The 17,593-nt window shown below is 43.9% G+C and carries 20 protein-coding genes; 8 read left to right on the top strand and 12 right to left on the bottom strand.

The genetic code is table 11. The features are described 5' to 3' along the window. The first annotated feature begins 56 nt into the window (after window positions 1-56). The 5 genes from glsA (at window position 57) to H6G48_RS21815 (ending at window position 4,126) form a co-directional block, all read left to right on the top strand. Window positions 57-1,073, top strand: coding sequence for a glutaminase A (glsA, locus tag H6G48_RS21835; RefSeq protein ID WP_190723173.1), 1,017 nt, complete (start codon window positions 57-59; stop codon window positions 1,071-1,073). 389 nt (window positions 1,074-1,462) lie between these two features. Then, complete coding sequence (locus tag H6G48_RS21830; protein WP_002761233.1) at window positions 1,463-1,822, top strand: YtxH domain-containing protein; 360 nt, start codon at window positions 1,463-1,465, stop codon at window positions 1,820-1,822. Further along, complete coding sequence (locus tag H6G48_RS21825) at window positions 1,823-2,188, top strand: hypothetical protein (protein ID WP_002735843.1); 366 nt, start codon at window positions 1,823-1,825, stop codon at window positions 2,186-2,188. A gap of 269 nt (window positions 2,189-2,457) precedes the next feature. Further along, window positions 2,458-3,264, top strand: a complete 807-nt coding sequence (locus tag H6G48_RS21820; RefSeq protein WP_012266581.1) for a TPM domain-containing protein — start codon at window positions 2,458-2,460, stop codon at window positions 3,262-3,264. 157 nt (window positions 3,265-3,421) lie between these two features. Next, window positions 3,422-4,126 (top strand): LmeA family phospholipid-binding protein, encoded by a 705-nt coding sequence (locus tag H6G48_RS21815; RefSeq protein ID WP_190723172.1) that lies wholly within the window; start codon window positions 3,422-3,424, stop codon window positions 4,124-4,126. 51 nt (window positions 4,127-4,177) lie between these two features. Here H6G48_RS21815 and H6G48_RS21810 read toward each other — a convergent pair whose 3' ends face one another. The 3 genes from H6G48_RS21810 to H6G48_RS21800 all read right to left on the bottom strand — a co-directional run bounded on the left by H6G48_RS21810 (window position 4,178) and on the right by H6G48_RS21800 (window position 7,146). Beyond that, on the bottom strand, window positions 4,178-5,416 hold the full coding sequence (locus tag H6G48_RS21810; RefSeq protein ID WP_190723171.1) for a DUF445 domain-containing protein: 1,239 nt from the start codon (window positions 5,414-5,416) through the stop codon (window positions 4,178-4,180). A gap of 35 nt (window positions 5,417-5,451) precedes the next feature. After that, window positions 5,452-6,150: a bifunctional demethylmenaquinone methyltransferase/2-methoxy-6-polyprenyl-1,4-benzoquinol methylase UbiE gene (gene ubiE / locus H6G48_RS21805; RefSeq protein WP_190723183.1), complete on the bottom strand. Its 699-nt coding sequence runs from the start codon at window positions 6,148-6,150 to the stop codon at window positions 5,452-5,454. 126 nt (window positions 6,151-6,276) lie between these two features. Continuing rightward, complete coding sequence (locus H6G48_RS21800) at window positions 6,277-7,146, bottom strand: MBL fold metallo-hydrolase (protein ID WP_190723170.1); 870 nt, start codon at window positions 7,144-7,146, stop codon at window positions 6,277-6,279. A 136-nt stretch (window positions 7,147-7,282) separates the two neighbouring features. Here H6G48_RS21800 and H6G48_RS21795 point away from each other — a divergent pair, with 136 nt between their 5' ends. Further along, window positions 7,283-8,512 carry a class I SAM-dependent methyltransferase gene (locus H6G48_RS21795; protein ID WP_190723169.1) on the top strand — a complete coding sequence of 410 codons (1,230 nt, stop codon included), beginning with the start codon at window positions 7,283-7,285 and terminating at the stop codon, window positions 8,510-8,512. Here H6G48_RS21795 and H6G48_RS21790 read toward each other — a convergent pair. The 5 genes from H6G48_RS21790 to H6G48_RS21770 all read right to left on the bottom strand — a co-directional run bounded on the left by H6G48_RS21790 (window position 8,489) and on the right by H6G48_RS21770 (window position 13,452). Then, window positions 8,489-9,475 (bottom strand): DMT family transporter, encoded by a 987-nt coding sequence (locus tag H6G48_RS21790; RefSeq protein WP_190723168.1) that lies wholly within the window; start codon window positions 9,473-9,475, stop codon window positions 8,489-8,491. The two genes, H6G48_RS21795 and H6G48_RS21790, sit on opposite strands and share 24 nt — an antisense overlap. A 268-nt stretch (window positions 9,476-9,743) precedes the next feature. Next, window positions 9,744-10,787: an AI-2E family transporter gene (locus H6G48_RS21785; RefSeq protein WP_190723167.1), complete on the bottom strand. Its 1,044-nt coding sequence runs from the start codon at window positions 10,785-10,787 to the stop codon at window positions 9,744-9,746. Window positions 10,788-10,816: 29 nt separating this feature from the next. Beyond that, window positions 10,817-11,677, bottom strand: coding sequence for a shikimate dehydrogenase (locus H6G48_RS21780; protein ID WP_190723166.1), 861 nt, complete (start codon window positions 11,675-11,677; stop codon window positions 10,817-10,819). A 65-nt stretch (window positions 11,678-11,742) separates the two neighbouring features. Next, the gene (locus H6G48_RS21775; RefSeq protein WP_190723165.1) at window positions 11,743-12,120 is read right to left on the bottom strand and encodes a hypothetical protein; all 378 of its coding nucleotides are present in this window, start codon (window positions 12,118-12,120) and stop codon (window positions 11,743-11,745) included. Window positions 12,121-12,456: 336 nt separating this feature from the next. Then, a complete protein-coding gene (locus tag H6G48_RS21770; RefSeq protein ID WP_190723164.1) occupies window positions 12,457-13,452 on the bottom strand; it encodes an amino acid ABC transporter permease in 996 nt (331 codons plus the stop codon). 85 nt (window positions 13,453-13,537) lie between these two features. Here H6G48_RS21770 and H6G48_RS21765 point away from each other — a divergent pair, with 85 nt between their 5' ends. Beyond that, window positions 13,538-14,053, top strand: a complete 516-nt coding sequence (locus tag H6G48_RS21765) for a single-stranded DNA-binding protein (protein ID WP_190723163.1) — start codon at window positions 13,538-13,540, stop codon at window positions 14,051-14,053. Between the two features lie 163 nt (window positions 14,054-14,216). On the opposite strand, the gene H6G48_RS21760 is transcribed toward H6G48_RS21765, so the two are convergent. From H6G48_RS21760 to H6G48_RS21750, 3 genes are read right to left on the bottom strand one after another with little or no spacing between them, the layout of a single operon-like run. Beyond that, the gene (locus H6G48_RS21760) at window positions 14,217-14,429 is read right to left on the bottom strand and encodes a hypothetical protein (RefSeq protein WP_002758270.1); all 213 of its coding nucleotides are present in this window, start codon (window positions 14,427-14,429) and stop codon (window positions 14,217-14,219) included. Continuing rightward, window positions 14,416-14,631, bottom strand: coding sequence for a PIN domain-containing protein (locus H6G48_RS21755; protein WP_190723162.1), 216 nt, complete (start codon window positions 14,629-14,631; stop codon window positions 14,416-14,418). The genes H6G48_RS21760 and H6G48_RS21755 overlap by 14 nt, the downstream gene beginning before the upstream one ends. Window position 14,632: 1 nt before the next feature. Beyond that, on the bottom strand, window positions 14,633-14,806 hold the full coding sequence (locus H6G48_RS21750) for a hypothetical protein (RefSeq protein WP_172456625.1): 174 nt from the start codon (window positions 14,804-14,806) through the stop codon (window positions 14,633-14,635). Between the two features lie 386 nt (window positions 14,807-15,192). Between H6G48_RS21750 and H6G48_RS26565 the strand changes: the two genes are divergently transcribed. Continuing rightward, window positions 15,193-15,834 carry a PEP-CTERM sorting domain-containing protein gene (locus tag H6G48_RS26565; protein WP_242034730.1) on the top strand — a complete coding sequence of 214 codons (642 nt, stop codon included), beginning with the start codon at window positions 15,193-15,195 and terminating at the stop codon, window positions 15,832-15,834. A gap of 116 nt (window positions 15,835-15,950) precedes the next feature. On the opposite strand, the gene H6G48_RS21740 is transcribed toward H6G48_RS26565, so the two are convergent. After that, on the bottom strand, window positions 15,951-17,522 hold the full coding sequence (locus H6G48_RS21740) for a Na+/H+ antiporter (RefSeq protein WP_125730547.1): 1,572 nt from the start codon (window positions 17,520-17,522) through the stop codon (window positions 15,951-15,953). Between the last annotated feature and the right edge of the window lie 71 nt (window positions 17,523-17,593).

Genomic DNA, 17,593 nt, shown 5'->3' with positions numbered 1-17,593 from the left:
AGTAGCCAAAACCACAACTTTGTCACTCATTATTAAGATAACTGCTATACTCCTCTATGGCTTCCCCAAAAGATTTTATTAGTCCGGTCAATTCTGGTCAAAAGTTGGTCTATCCTTTTCGCAACTATCTTAACTATCTTCACGAAAAATACTCTGATTTACAGACGGGTAAGATCGCCGATTATATTCCGGAATTAGCCCTAGCAGCTCCACAATGGTTTGGTATTTCGGTAATTACCACTGACGGTCAGATTTTTGAGGTGGGAGACTGTCGGCAAACCTTTACAGTACAATCGATTTCTAAAGCTTTTGTCTTTGGATTAGCTCTAGAAGATCACGGAAGGGAATACGTTAACAGTAAAGTCGGTGTTGAACCCACGGGGGAAGCTTTTAACTCGATTATTCTCGATGAAAAAACCAATCGTCCCTATAATCCTATGGTTAATGCTGGTGCGATCGCTACCACGGATTTAATCACCGGACAGAATGCCACGGAAAGGCTAAAACGTATTTTAGAAATGTTTAAACGCTATACGGGTAGGGATCACGAGATTAATGTCCCCGTTTTTCTCTCGGAAAAATCCACCGGCAATCGCAATCGGGCCATGGCCTATCTAATGCTAAATTTTGGCATGGTTAGCGATAAAATTGAAGAAACCCTCGACCTTTACTGTCAACAATGCGCCATCCTCGTCCATGCTCACGATTTAGCCCTGATGGCCGCTACCTTGGCTAATGGGGGTGTCAACCCAATCACAGGAATACGGGCGATCGATGAACACTACGTTCAAGATGTGATCAGTGTTATGCTTACCTGTGGAATGTACGACGCTTCGGGAGAATGGGCCTATCGGGTAGGATTACCGGCAAAAAGCGGTGTCGGGGGCGGAATTACGGCAGTAGTTCCCCATCAGTTGGGAATTGGGACTTTTTCGCCCCTTTTAGATGAAAAAGGCAACAGCATCAGAGGAGTGAAAATTTGTCAAGATATTTCAGAGGATTTTGGTTTACATTTATTCAATGTGGCTAAACCAGAACGAGATTTAAAAACGTGGCTTGAAGGCAATAGTTGATATTGATAGCTGTCCCCGGCAAGAGCGCCTACCGACCCTAAAAAATTAATTTGGCCAGAAGTCTATGGAAAAAATTTCATAAACCCCTTGACAAAAGCAGCGGATTGTGTGTAATATAAATATCGTGTGAGGAGTATAAGTTCAGCATGAGAGGAACCTTTGGGGTCGAAACACGGCAAGACTCCCAGAGGTTCTTCTTTTTCACTTCCTTATTGGCTCAAAGTCAGCCATAAAATCAGGTTTTGCCCGATCGCTAGTTTTTTCTCAAGTTATCCCTTCTAGGTCTGTTTTTGCTTGCCAAGAGCAACAGGTCAAAATTTTGCCGAAGAAACTGCACAAGAGAAGTGTAATTGCTCGTAAAATTGGGAATTAAGTACAAGGGCAATCCTATGGCAGATAAAAATAACGGTAACGGTGGCTTATTCGTCGTCGGGGTTTTAGTGGGCAGTGCGATCGGGGCAGTGGCGGGTTTATTAGTAGCACCGAGATCTGGAAAAGAAACCCGTCGAATTCTGCAAAAATCCGCCAGGGCTTTGCCTGAATTAGCCGAAGATCTGACCACAACGATGCAATTGCAGGCCGATCGCCTATCGGAATCAGCCCGGCGTAATTGGGATGATACTTTAATGAGATTAAAAGAGGCGGTGACAGCCGGAATCGAAGCTAGTCAAAGTCTAGCCACGGACAATCCCTCCCCTGACTCGCAAGAATCCCCCCAGGGCGATAATCAACACTCGAATCACTACTAAATGACCGAACCTATTTTCTGGCTAGGATGTTCTTTACTGCTAGTCGCCGTTAGTTTAACGGCGGTTTTCATCGCCGCTTTACCTGCTCTGCAAGAGTTAGCCCGGGCAGCCCGGAGTGCCGAAAAATTGTTCGATACCCTCCATCGGGAATTTCCCCCGACTCTAGAAGCAATTCGCCTAACAGGGGCGGAAATCAGCGAATTAACCGACAATATCGATGAAGGGGTCAAAAGTACCCGCCAAGTTGTCCAAGGAGTCGATCGCAGTCTCGGTAGTGCTAAAGCTGGTCTTAGCAAGCTCGATCGTGGCAGCCGTCGCCTCTTGATCGGTTTTAAAGTCGCTTGGAATACTTGGAAACGCAGTTAAGCAGATGGGGAAGTGGGAAGTGGGAAATGGGGAAATGGGGGAGTGGGGAGATAGGGGAATTTCAACTAATACCCCCAAACCCTCAAACCCCAACTCCCTAAAACCCCAACTCTCAACTCCTGACTCCTGATGACCGACTCCTGATGACCGACTCCTGATAACTGGATGACTAAAGTTGAGAATTACCTTAAGATAAAGTAAATAAGTGTAAAGAAACTGAAAGTTAGCCTACACCCTTGCTGAAAAAATTCTCATTGTCTAGAAGTGCTATGCTCAATCGTTTTTGCCGAGGAATCTCGATCGCTCTTGTAATTGGTGTCATTAGCTGTCTGGGTTGGATTATCTGCCCAAATCAAGCTCTAGCGGTGAATAATCCCGAATTACTGCCCAATCAAGCCACTCCGATCGTTGATTTAGCCAATTATCTACCCGCAAAACAGGAAGAGGCATTAATCCGAGATATCGAGACATTTCAAGGGGAAACCGGCTGGAAAATGCGAGTTTTAACCCAATATGACCGCAGCCCCGGCCGGGCAGTGATTAATTTCTGGGGATTGGATGATAAAAGTATTCTCCTAGTGGCCGATGGTCGGGGCGGTAATCTACTATCTTTTAGTATTGGTGATGCCGTCTATGAATTTTTACCCCGCACTTTTTGGATCGAGTTACAGGCCCGTTTCGGTAATATGTATTTTGTCCGGGAAAATGGCGAAAATAATGCGATCGTACAATCCTTAGACACGGTAAAAGGCTGTTTAGTTAAAGGTGGTTGTGCGGTAGTCCCCGGTTTACCGAGGGAACAGTGGATTTTAACTTTAATTACCTCAATTGTCGGCGGTTTAGTCTTCGGTTTTGCCGGTATTCCCCGCAAAGAAGGACAGGTTTTCGCTTGGCAATGGGTTTTAATTGTCTCTCCCCTCTGGTTTATCCTCTTTGTTGCTTTTGGCATCGGACCGGTGGTTACTCGCACCAGTGAATTACTGCCCCTTTTCCGCAATTTAATCGGTTTTGCCCTCGGAGTTTTAGTCGCCTATCTTTCCCCTCGTTTTAATTCCCTCAATGCCTCAAAAACCTAAAAATTAGCGGCTTTTCAGTGATCAGTAATCAGTAATCAGTGAAAAGGAAGTAGCGAAGTTTTTACCTATAAATGATAGCTGACGGCGGCCCCTCATGGTTCGATCGATCTAGCTCTGTTACAATTAGAAAAATTGTGGAGTGAGTGAGATAACGTTTATGTGGGTCAATACTCAAAGTGAGATTATTAGTAAGGTTTTGCCGCCAGCAGTACGTCTGTTCTTGCGTTCGCAAGTAGAACAGATAGAAGATTTAGAAATGCAGCTGCAAGGTCATGATCGGCAAATTTTGCGCGGTTATATCCCCGGGGTATTTTTAGCCGTAGGAAAAGCGATTTATCAAGGTTTACATCTAGGTAAAGCGCAATTAAGAGGGGAAAATATTCGTCTTAATATCGGGCAGGTTTTGCGAGGGAAACCCCTAAAAATTTTGGAACCTATTCGGGTTAGCGGTGAGGTGGAAATTAACGAGCAGGATTTAAATAATTCGATCGCCTCGACTATTTTAGTTAATGCTTTTGCTGATTTACTAATTTTTTCCCTAGAAAATAACGGAATTGTTAACGCCAGAGAAATTATCTCACAACAGCGTTTTAACTGGAAAAATGTTCTTCTAAATCAGGGCTATTTCTCTCTTCTCGGCCATAGAGAAACAGGTGCAGAAGTAATTTTTACTGCTGATATTACCTTAAAAGATGCCCGCACTTTAGGGATTAGTCCCCGACAATGGCAAGGTTTAGCCCCAGATTTATCTATTGATTTGCAACCTTTTACCGTCGATTTAGGCAAAGATGTGGAGATTAAATCTTTTATTCTCGACGATCAAACTCTTTTCTGTCAGGGAAGTTTTTTGATTTTACCTTAAAAATAAACGGGATGATTCCGGTGGGTTAACTTAGTTTAACCCGCCTAATTATTACCCCGGATTCTGTGCGATTAAAATAATTGTTTGTATTAGTCCAACTAGAAGACCGAGAATACCACCAAGATTAACAATTCCCTGTAATTCCTGTTTAACAATTCCTTGAATAGCATTTTCCAGATCGGCCGGGGAAGTGGCATTCACCCGATCGCGGATTACCTGATCGATGTTGAGAATCGGGATAATTTGGGCGACTAATTTCTCTAAATCTTCCTCTAGATAACGCTCTAAAATTAACGCTAACTCTTGACTAATTACCCCTAATGATGTAGTCATTGACACCGAGGATTGCAGACGATTAATAATTAAATTAGCGATTTGATCCCAGTCGATCGTTTGTCCAAAATCTTGCAGAAATTGTTCGCCACTTTCTTGAATATAAATTCGCACCGTATCCCTGGTGGTTTTACGCAATTGTCTGACGGTGGAGATAGGTAAATTTTGTAAAGAGATACTTTGTAACCAGTTTTTCAGACGATTACGCATCTCTAAAGATAGTAATAATTCTTTGATTCTGGTATTAGCTAAATCCTTTTCATCAAGGCAAAAAGTGCGTAAGCGGGCCAGGGCATTGCGTAAACCGAATAAATTGGCTACTACCCAATAGGTTCCACTGGTTTTTTCCCGAAATCCTTCATCGATAACCTGAATATTGCGATCGGTTAAAAAATCGATTAAAGCTAGACGGATAACATCAGCAGGTAGGACAGTTTCTAATAGCCAATCGGAGAATTGTCGCGCCTGTTGTTCACTGAGAGAAAATTCTAAGACTAGGCGATCAAAAATTTGATTGATCTGTTTTTCTAAAAAGTCCTGCCGTCGGGCTAAAACTTTTAGTAATCTCGCTAAAGATTCCCCGAATAAATCGTGAAGAATCGCCGCCAAAATCTCGGCTGTTTTTGCTTGCCGATCGCCTTTTATTTGTTTTAAAGCTAATTGTAACAGCCAGAGGATCGCCCCCTGTACCCTTTCGGTGTCGAGGAGTCGTTTAGCCAGTTTTTGTAATTCCTCGGGAGTTAACAGGGAACCCATGATCGTATCCGATACCCGGACAGCTAATCGATCTTGATTGCGAGGAATTAGCCCCGGGGTGAAGGGAAGAGGACGCTTACCGATATAAATCGCTTTGTAGGGACGAAATAGCATTTTTATGGCTACATCGTTCGTAAAATAGCCAATAATTGCCCCCGCGATCGGCGGTAAGATCCATGTCCAAAGAGTAGGGAGATTCAATTTAGCAGCAAAAAATAAACGGAAATGTGAGTAGGTTATTTCTTCAAGACTAACACTCCCATCAGTCCTGCTAGGAGTGGATAGTGAACGGCGCCGGAAAATCCCGACTGATAGCCTAATTTTACCTGTTCTCGGCCCTGGGGAAAGCGATCGATACTGGGACTAATATAAGCGTACTGGTCAGTTAAGCCGTAGCGCTCGGCGGCGGGAACGACGATATGATCGAGATACCAGTTTTGGAATAGTTTGGCGATGGTTTGGGTAGGTTGATGGAAGTCAAGAATCGCCGCTTTAGCACCCGGTTTCAAGACTCGGTATAATTCCCCCAAACATTGGGCAATATCGACCACATTGCGTAATCCATAGCCGATAGTGGCACAATCAAAGCTAGAATCGGCAAAGGGTAAATTGAGGGCATCCCCTTCCATCCAGTTAATATTAGTGGCGCTAAAACGTTGACGGGCGATTTTTAATTGTTGTGGGGAAAAATCTAGTCCGATCACTTTGCCAGTTTTACCCACTTGTTTTGATAATAGGTTAGTCAGGTCGCCGCTACCACAACAGATATCGAGAGCAAAATCCCCTTTTTCGGGTTGACACCACTTGACTGTCATTAATTTCCAGACGCGGTGTAATCCTAAACTTAATTCTTGATTAAGGCGGTCATATTCGGGAGCGATCTGATCAAAAATTGCTTGTATTTCTGTGGAGTTAGGTGAGGATTGATTGGACATTTTTATAATATAGCACCAGAGAAAATCCCAGATGAAGTTATACCATTCTATCCTATCTGCGCTCACGGAGATAAGCTGTTGAGCATCCACAGCAGTTATCTTCATGGTGGGGAACAGTGACTTAGATTACACTTCATCTATCTGATCATCTCCCGGCCGCAATTCGATCGAAAGTCCTTCCCGGGCGAGAATAGTTTCAGGGAAAATCTTTCTTGCCTCTTCCCCAATGCGATCAAGAAAATCGTCATTATGGGCGGGATCGTGATGAAATAGAACTAACTGCTTAACTTGCGCTGCCTGGGCGATTTTGACTGCTTGCTGCCAAGTGGAATGACCCCAACCCACCTTAGAATACTTAGGATCGTTGTATTCCTCATCGGTGTAGGTAGCATCAATAATCATTACATCCGCTTGCCAGGCCAAAGCCAGAATGTTATCATCAAGGCGATCGGGAAAATGTTCGGTATCGGTAATATATGCTGCCGATAAACCCTGCCAATTTACCCGATAACCCACCGCTTCTCCTGGATGATTTAAAGGACGGGTTTCGACGGTGACATCCCCACAGTGGAGGGTTTCGCCCATTTCTAGATTATAAAATTCTAAATCGGCCCGCATAATCTGCAAAGGCACGGGAAAATTGGGATGTGACATCTGATCGTGTAATCTTTGCTTCATGGTCACCCCGTTGGGGGAGGGAACTGCGTAGATTTTAAAAGTATTGCCCCGGATAAAAGCAGGGATAAAAAAAGGAAAACCCTGAGTATGATCCCAATGGGAGTGGGTGAAAAATAAATGGGCTTTCGCTGGACTTTCTGCCATCAAAGACTGTCCTAGAATGCGTAACCCCGTACCACCGTCAAAAATTAATCTTTCTCCACCGACTTGCATCTCTACACAGGAAGTATTACCACCATAACGAACGGTTTCCGAACCAGGACAGGGGATACTTCCCCGTACTCCCCAAAATTTGATCTGGAAACGGTTGTCGGGCATATCAGAAGTTCCTCTACTTGTGCTGATGGGCTAATAGTTAGATTAGCACTCTTCTACAATATGAGTCCGTGGCCTGATGACAAGCACGATGATTTACGATAGTGGAAAAGGATTATAGTTTTCGGGAAAGCAAGGTATGGATTTACAGAAATTCTTAGAAAAACTGCCTCAACAGTATCAGGATTGGGGATCGGCTTTAATGTCGCCTATTTCCGAGCAATTAACCCTTTTAAGCCAAAAAACCGCATCTTATCCCGATCGCAATCTCTTTCCCCTACTCAATTTAGCCGTTGCCTGTCTGCAACCGGACGAGGTTTACTGTCAAGTGGGTTGTTTTCGTCGCGGTAGTTTAGTCGCCGCTTTCTGCGATAATAGCGATCGCTACGGTTATGGCGTAGAAGCTTTTTTTAAATACGATCCATCGGGAGAAAAACTAACTATATTATCCCAGGATTTGGAGGATTTTCAACTATCAGAACAAATATTTTTAAGCGATCAAGAAACGGAAAACTTTTTCGATGATCTCGAAGAACTAAACAGTGAAGAAAAGCTGGGAGTTTATTACTACGATGCCCACGAAGACTATCGATCGCTCTTGATCTCCTTACTTTTAGCCAAAAAATTCTGGTCTGATTCCGCTTTAATTATGATCAATAAATGTCAGCATCCTGCTCTCCAACAGGCGATAAAAGATTTTCTTAAAACCCATCCCCAAGCCCAGATAATTTTAGATGATCAAGTCGCTAATCACGGTTTGCTTGGTTTGAAAAATATTTGTTTATTAGCTTGGAATGCTCCCCCAGAGATAACAGCGCTAAAATCCCCGAAAAAACTGGTTTTAAATGTGGGTTGTGGTCCCTATAATCCCGAAGCTTTACCCCAACTATTCCGCGATGGCAATTGGCAAGAAATTCGCCTCGATATCAATACTGCTGTTAACCCAGATATTTTAGGAACGATTACTGATTTAAGTGCCGTTCCCGATAACTGCGTCGATGCGGTTTTTTCTAGTCATAATCTAGAACATATTTATCATTACGAAGTTCCCATCGCCCTAGAGGAATTTAAACGCATTCTTAAACCCGAAGGCTTTTTGATGATCGTGGTTCCCGATATGCAAACTGCCGCCGAATTTGTCGCTAGAGGCGATATGGAAAATGAACCTTTATATATTTCTCCCGGTGGTCCCGTGCGAGCTTTATGGATGTTTTACGGCATGGGAACAGAAGTCCCCGGAATGCCCTATATGGCTCACAAAACTGGTTTTACCTCTCAAAATCTCAACCAGAAATTCCAAGAAGCAAATTTTGCCAGAGTCGAGGTAATTCGCACGGAATTTGAGTTAGTTGCTTTTGGGTATAAGTGAGGAAAGATTAGCAAAAATTGCCCGCAATTGTGGGACGATTCTTTCCCTTTGATTGATTAAATAAATACTAACGAGGGTTAAAGATACCCCCACCCATTGCAATACACTTAACATCTCACCGAGGAATAAATTCCCGAAAGTGAGGGCAAAAACCGGAGTTAAAAAAGTTAAAGAACTTAAACTGGTTAAATTGCCCTTGGCGGCTAAATAAAAGAATATTCCATAGGCGATCGCACTACCAAAAATCGTGGCATAACTTAAAGCTAACCAACCATTTAAATCTATATTCTGCCATTGATGGGATTCGGTGAAACCTGAAGCTAAAAATAGGGGCAATCCCCCTAAAATCATGTGCCATCCCGTGGCGCTGACGGGATCCGCATGACGACAGACAAACCGGATTAAGACTGTTCCCACCGCCATGGATAGGGAAGCCAAAAGCATCAGCATTTCGCCGCTATTTAGTAATTCTTGCCAGCTAAAGTCAATATTTACCGCTTTTTGTCCAAAAAAGTCATAAAACCATTGATCGGGCAAGCCAATTAAACTAATTCCCCCAATTCCTAAACCCAATCCCAACCATCCCCAGACACCGATAACTTCCTTAAATAGCCAACTCGACATTAAAGCCACCGCTAGGGGTTGGGAGTCAATAATTACCGATCCTAACCCTGCCCCGGTGCGATTTAATCCCAATGCCAGAAAACCTTGAAAAAGAGTGGCATCCATCAGAGCAAAAAGGGCAATCCATAGCCACGCTTGCAGGGTTTTGGGCTGAGGACGACCTAAAAACCAAGCTACTATTAAAACTAACATTCCGGCGGGGACAAGGCGAATTCCCGCCATAAATAGGGGGGTAGTATGGGGGATAACACCCTTCATCGCTACCATCGCTGTTCCCCAGAGAAAAAACGGTGAGATAAATAAGAGGGGCGAGGATTTCTTTAAATCTAGGTTTTCCATAGGTAGGGTTTGCTGAATAAATGTGAAATATAGACGAGGTAAGGGTTTTAGTGGCTTGTTTCGCTCCCACAGGTGCAAGATTTTGAGAGAATCGTGGTTCCAAACCTTGCTTCTTCGGGGCGAAGCATTCGGGCATAACCTATCGCTGAAACCGTAGATTTCCTATCCGAATGCTTCGCCCCTACTTTTTCAGCAAACCCTAGGTAGCGATCGAGTGTTGTAGATAACAAATTTCTCTAATTGTATAGTAGAGACTGGGTATCGGCTCTTAATTCTCTTGACTTTCTCCTAACTGATTTTCCTCTAAAGCTGTTATTGGTTTTTCTTCGCTCGATCCGATCCAGATCGCAATCATTCCGGCGATAGGAATGGAGAGAAAAACCCCTAATAATCCCGCAACTCTTTCGCCGATAAAGAGAGATAAAAATAAAATTACCGGGTTTAATTCTAGGGCATTGCCCATAACTTTAGGGCGAATAATATTATCTTGAATTTGCACCAAGACAACACAGACAATAAAAGCTTTAACGGCAATTGCTAGTCCCTGGGAGGTAAAAGTCAAGATAGTTACCAACAAAATGCCCAGGGTTGCCCCGATACCAGGGATAGCATCGATAACACCGAGAATGCTCGCTAAAATTAGCCCATATTTGATTCCTAATAGGGAAAAACTTAAGAAACTCGTCACCGATAAAAAGAGCATTAACAACAGTTGCCCGCGAATAAATCCCAGAAAACTTTGTCGAAAAGACTTGGCAAAACGCTCCCGGTATGCTATGGGGAGAAGTTGCAAAAAACTTCGCCAGAGTTTATCACCGTCGATGAGCATATAAACACTGATCACCGCCCCGAAAATGCCCGTAAAGACACTGGAAAAAACTCCCTGTACGAGCGATAAACCCGTGGCTAAACCGGTTTGTAAGCTTCCCACCATTTTATTCAAATCTAACCGATCGAGAAAGTCTTGAAAGGGTAAAAAATCTTTTTGACTCAGGGCATCGGTAAGATTAAATAGTAGTCCTCTCCCCTGATTAACTGCTTCTAATCCTATGCCTGTGACTAATCCAAATAGGAGGATAAAAGCTGCTAGGGTGGTAATAGCAATGGCTAGTCCTCTCGGTAGATAACGGGATAACCAAACCACGGGATAATTTAATAGGGCGGCCAGGACTGCCGAACCAGTAAAAATAGCGATCATCCCGTAGAAATAGTTAATTAAGATAATTAGACTCCAGCCACAGCCAAATAATAATAGATAGCGCACTAGAATCGAGTTATTCAGAGTTTTCCAAAAGGAGCTAGAAGGGGGCATAAATAAAGCTAGAAATAGGATTTTAGCATTTAGAATTGTTTTAACAAAGCTTCCCGCATGACCGAGACGGGGACGGGTTGACCTAACCAGATTTCTAGTGCGATCGCTCCCTGATTAACTAACATTTCTAACCCATCAATAATTCTGATCCCTCTAGTCCGGGCCAACCGGAGAAATTTGGTCGGCCGGGGATTATAAATTAGATCGTAGGCGATCGCCGATGGGGGTAAAAGGTCTAATAATTCTAACTCAACAGGGGATTGTTCGCCCTGGGGGGACATTCCGATGGGGGTAGAATTAATCAGGAGTTCTGTGGTGGATACCAGCCCCTCTAATTCGTCCCAGCTATGCACTTCTAGGAGGTCATAGAGGCTGGTATTCGCCCAACTTTCTTTAAAAGGATCTAATTTCTTTTGATTGCGTCCTACCACATGAATTTCGCCACAGCCCAACTGGGCGCAAGCCACCACCACCGCCCGGGCAGCGCCGCCATTGCCTAAAATAACTGGATTCACCCGACTCCAATCTTTGTCAAGGGATTTCAAGGGTGCGAGAAAGCCATCCACATCGGTATTCGTTCCCTGCCAGCCGGTTTCCGTGCGCCAGACGGTGTTAACTGCGCCCACTAGCCTGGCTTTCTCGGTAATTTGCGATAATAAGGGAATAATTGCTAATTTATGGGGAATTGTGACGCTAAAACCCTCTAGAGCGATGGCGGACAAACCAGCGATCGCAGTTGCCAAATTTTCCGGGGCGATCGGTAGGGGAAGATAGACATAATTTAGCCCCAAGGCATCGATAGCGGCATTGTGCATGAGGGGAGAAAGAGTATGGCCGATAGGATCGCCGATTACGCCTAATAACTTGGTTTTTCCGTTAATAATGGTCATAAAAAAAGGTGGGCTTTCCCCACCAAAGTTTGATATCAAGGGTGGCCAATGCTCACCTTACTATACTATTTCTTGATTTCGCGGGCCATTTTCAGGAAAGGATTGATATTGTCATCGTTAGCGCGACGAACGTTATCATTAGCAGCGTTAGCCTTACTACTAGCCTCGGAAGTGGCCGATTTTGCCACAATACCGTTATCGGTGACTTTGCTGACTTCCATAGAAGAAATCTGTTTAATCGATTCGCCACCCTTTTTATTCGAGGCAGTTTTCGGGAAAGTACGTCGGATCGTGATCGGTGTCCGCATAAAGTCGATATCACCGAGAGTTTTAGCGTCATCGGGTTCCAAGTAAAAAGCCTCTTTCGGTTCCGGTGCGCTCATATCCATCGGTTCATCGACGTATTTCGTCTTATTGCCAAACAGGCCAAAGAATCCAGCCATTTTCTCGCTCTCCTAAATAAATATATTTACCATAAATTGCTGCTCATTGTTAAATAATATCAATATTTATGACAAAAAGCCAGGTAGGGTGTGATGAATAAGTCTGTTGGTGGGGTTAGTAGCCGGTCATCAGGAGACAGGAGACGGGAGACAGGAGACTATTTCTATTTATTCTTCCGACACCCCACACCCCATCACCCCATCACCCCATCACCCCATCACCCCATCACCCTACACCCTACACCCCACACCCCATCACCCCATCACCCTACACCCTACACCCTACACCCCACACCCCATCACCCCACACCCCACACCCCACACCCCACACCCCAATCAACGCTGTTCTAACCTACGACTGGCTAGGGACATAGAATAACAGAAAATCCAGTAAATAAACGCCAAAAATAGATAAACCTCTGGATAATCGCCGATAAATTTCGGATTAGCTAAAACCGAGCCTGCCATACCCAAGAGGTCCACCAGCCCCACGATCGCCAGTAGAGAAGTATCCTTAAATAAACTGATAAATTGACCAACAATAGCGGGAATGACCGCTTTTAGAGCTTGGGGTAGAATGATCAATAATAAAACGAAAATCGGTTTTAAACCCAAGGCTTTGGCCGCTTCAACTTGACCTTTGGGAATCGCTTGTAAACCACCGCGGACATTTTCGGCCAGATAGGCTGCTGCAAAAAGGGTAAATCCTGCGATCGCTCTGATCACCCGTTCCGGTCTCGTCCCGGCGGGTAAAATTAAGGGTAACATCACCTGAGCCATGAATAAAATTCCCAACAAAGGTAAACCGCGCAATAATTCGATATAGCCAATAGATAGCCAACGAATTGCCGGTAATTCACTCTGTCTCCCCAGGGCTAATAATACCCCCAAGGGGAAAGATAAAATCATACTGGCGATCGCTACTAATAAAGTTAAGATTAAACCACTGAGATCATCGAGGGGAATTGCCTTTAAAAATAATCCCCCCAATAGCAACCAAGCGATTAAAGGTAAAGTCAATAACCAGAGCAATCCCCACCAGCGTTGGAGAAAAGCGGGGCAATTGGGGAAGCGACCCCGGTTTAATTGCCAAGAAAACAGCGATAAAGCCGCAAGTATCGTTAAAATCAGCCAAATTCGCCATATTGACTGGTCTGGATAACGACCGACCACAAATAAACCGATATTTTCCGTCACTACAGCCCATTTTGCCTGATTTATCGCCCAATCGAGAAAACTTAAGCCCCCCCAGAGGCTGAGAAATAGACCCGCAAGGGTTAAGATGACGTTGTACCAAGTGTTAAAGAGATTTTTTCTTAACCAGAGTCCCATAAAATTCCCCAACCTCCCCAGTGGTGATCCTTGTACTTTTTCAGTACAATGGTGCTATTAGAAAAATTCAGACTAATTTTCGACCATGAACAGTTGCATTTTAATGGCTAAAATTGTCCGTCGTCCCGAATTACGTTATACCCAAGATAATCAAACTCCCTACGCTCAAATGTTAGTCGAGTTTTCTGCCAATCGTGCCGAGGCAACCCCGACTAATTTAAGGGCCGTAGCTTGGGGAAATTTGGCCTCAGAAGTCGCTCAGAATTATCATGAAGGTGATCAGGTAATTTTAGAAGGTCGTCTCTCGATGCAGACGATCGATCGTCCCGAAGGTTTTAAGGAAAAACGGGCCGAATTAGTCATTAGTCATCTCTATCATCTTGACGGCAGCATGAGTAGCGGTGAAATGGCAGCCCCGACTCCGGAAAAAGTCGTGCCAATCAATACCCACAAATCGAATAAAACCGAGGTGGAAAAACCCGTCGCACCTGTCTCCACTGGGGATTTTGAATACGACGCATCCTATGAACTTTCTAATCCTTCCGCTTGGCAACCTAGCGACACACCAGTGGAGGAAAATTTAGACGATATTCCTTTCTAATCACCCCGACAGAATTAATGGCTCTTCTCGATTTTGTCTGATAATTTTTGCCTATGGAATCGTGAAATGCTGATCAGGCAAGACTTTCAGTGCTATTTGGCGGATATTCTATCAGTATAGACCTCGTTTCCACACAGAAACCAGAAGAGCCAGTTCTTGCCTTCTAACCCCCTAACTCCCCACCATTGATACTTTTCTTTTGTTGAACGTAGCTCTGAAAATCGGCGAGGGTCAGTTCATCTAACCACTGGTGTCGCTCGGCGGTGTAATCGCCATGGCCGACTTCCAATTGTTGCAGGAAGCGGAGCATTCCCACCACCCCTAAAGAGTCAACTAAAGCTTGATATCCTTGTTTTCTCAGTTCAGCTAATTTCATTGCCATCCTCCTTTGACACTCCCATCGCTAAAAGCGAGGGATTCTCTACCATTACGTTAATTGAATCTCTATATTGTTGAGCTTTTCGCAGCAGCCTGTCATCGGTGGTCAGGAAAATATCAGCGCCCCCCGCTTCAGCAAAAGCCAGATGTAAGGCATCATAAAACTTAAAACCCAGTTGGTAGGTACGGAGTAGGGGCAATTCATGAATTGCCCCTACTGGCGATGGGCGTTTCCCTCGATACCATCCAACGGGCAGCTTCTACAGTAGCTTCTTGCCAAAATTCGGCATCAGTAGCAGCTATATCTGAATAATCTATATCAGAATCTTTCATCTGACCAAGGAGCTTTAATTGTTCCTCTCTCGACATACTCATAATAAATAATCACCTAAGTAGGTAGGCGTTAAAAATCATCAGATCCCCCCGCCTATCGGCACCCCCCTTATCAAGGGGGGCAGGGGGGATCGAACCTAAAATCCATTTTTAATTTAATTATAACCAGCTACTTAACAATGTTAGCGAAATTTTGAACCCTATTACCGAATCTGACACACCGCGCCACAATCCCTCACGGAAGGCGATCGGTCGCCTGAGAAGCAGTAAAACAGGGGAAAATACCTGAGACTCTTTCCCCTATGAATCCCTAAGCCAGGGAGAAGAATATAAAGATTTATTAAATTGTAACTTTTGATACAGTTGTGGGGGGGGGGATGTGTATCATCCTTGTAAAACCGCCAGTTCAAAAAGGAGCTTTTGTTAAAATGAGTAAAAAGTTAGCAATAAACATCTTCGCTAGTAGCTTAATTTTGTACAGCTTATCTTTATGTATTTCTGAAGAGTCTAAAGCTGGTTATATTGGCTCTATTATTCGTACTGATACGAAACCTTTATTTAAGGCGGACTTGTTTTGGGATTTAAATCCTCAAAATGGTGGGGGTGACACAATTGGTTTTCATTGGTCTGTAACTGCACGGGAACAAACACAGGGAAAAATTAATTTTCCTGTAGATTTAGGAGGCAGTTATGGAAATAATATATTTGTCTCTGATATCAAACATAACATAGCTCCTCATGACGAACCCACTAATCTAACTGGGCTTCAATTTGGTCTAAATCGTGTATTACCTTCACAGGTACAATTGACAGATCCTCACGAACCTACAAACCATCTAGATTTGTTCAAGTTTAGTTATAAAAAGTTCAATCCAGGAGATTTCACGGACGCATCATTTGATATTAAAAATAAATCTGGATGGGTTCTTTCAGTTAATTTTACCCATGTTCCCGAACCCTCTACCATCCTCAGTCTCCTCGCCCTCGGCACACTCGGCGCAGCTTCCACCCTCAAACGCAAACTGAAACCCTCCCAATCCACTGAAAAAGAAACTACAAAAGTCTCCTAAAATCCCCCATAAAACCCCACAAAAACCCCTGCAATTAATGAAGGGGTTTTTGTCATAAAACCCAGTCGTTGGTCGTTAGGAGAATTGAGATTGATTGTATATACCCCAACATAGTCCTACTGATCAGTAATTTTACTTTCAGCGAGAATTTCTTGGAGGACGGGGGATAAATTGCTAGTTAAACGGCCAGATCGAATAAATTCAGCGTAGGTATCAGCTTCGATATCTAGGAGGGTTTCCCGAAGTTGTTCCATTGTCAATAGCTGTAATTGGGGATAACTATCGTTGAGAGATTGTATTTCCGCTTCTACAGTCTTTAACTTTTCTTTGACGAGATGCTGCTCATAACTAAAGAATTCGGGGGCAACATCGGGAGATTTATCTAACTTAGAAAGATAGTCTAAAACCCTTTTTAAAGCTACCCGTCGGGCTAAAAGTTCCGCATAGTTTTCTCGAATTGGTTGATCACCGATCAAGTCTAATCTCGATAGGAAAGTTTGAATAGTTAATCCCTGAACCAAAAGGGTAAAGAGAACAACTCCGAAGACGATATCGATGATATCCTGACGATTGGGAAAAATAACCGGCACACTTAAAGCTAGGGCAATAGAAACGGAACCGCGCAAACCTCCCCACCATAAAACCGTTTTTTCCCGCCAATTAATTTTAGTTTCCATCAAGGCATTACTAACAGTTGCCAAAGCAAAGGTAGCCAGAAAACGGGCCGCTACCACGGCAGCGATCGTGATAAAAATTAAATTGAGATTATCGGCTAAACTGGAGAGACGGATCTGATCGCCGATGAGGAGAAAAACGATCGAATTGACAAAAAAAGCGAGAAACTCCCAGAATTGCGTGACTAATAGGCGGGTACGGGGACTCATACTAATTCTAGAGCCAAAATTCCCTAAAATAATCCCCGTAGTCACCACTCCGATTACCCCCGAACCCCCGAACTCCTCGGTTAATAAATAAGCACCGTAGGCGGACACAAGAGTTAAAGACTGTTCCACTAGGGGTAAATCGAGACGTTGAGTCAGATAGGAAATACCAAAACCCACTAAACAACCCACTGCCACCCCGATACCGATAAAAGCGGCAATCCGGCTAATGGTTGTCTCCAAGGATAGACCACTAGCACCGAGGGGAATTTCCACCAAAAGAGCGAAAGCGACGACAGCGACCCCATCATTAAATAAGCTTTCCCCTTCCAAAAGCACGGTGAGGTTTTTACTGGCCCCCAATTCGCGAAAAAGAGCGACAACAGCGACGGGATCCGTAGAAGAAAGGCTCGCACCCACTAATAAGGCCGTAAATAGGGGTAAATTGGTCAATTCATCTAGGGCAAAACCAACCCCGAAAATCGAGATAATTACGCCGACAATAGCGAAAAGACTGACGGGAATCCAATTATCCTTCAGATCTCGCCAGCGTGTATTCCAAGCGGCTTCAAATAGCAAAGGGGGCAGAAAAATTTCTAGAATCAGTTCGGGGGATAGGTTCACCAGACGGATATCGATAAAAGCTAAACCCAAACCGACTATCACTAACAATAGGGTGTAAGGAATTTGGCGAAACCAGCTAAAAATCCTCGAAACCGTGGCCACACTCAGGGAAACGGACAAAACAATTAGAAATTGTTCTAAATTTTGCTTAATGACTTCATCGGTAGCGGATTCTAAACTCATTGGCTGGGAGGCAATCGGTGAGCGGACGTGCAAGAAAAGAACAATCTAAATTATTTGACATCCTCGCCGCC

This window comes from Microcystis flos-aquae FACHB-1344 (assembly GCF_014698375.1).
Classification (GTDB): Bacteria; Cyanobacteriota; Cyanobacteriia; order Cyanobacteriales; family Microcystaceae; genus Microcystis; species Microcystis aeruginosa.
This window is presented reverse-complemented; position numbering and strand designations above follow the sequence as displayed.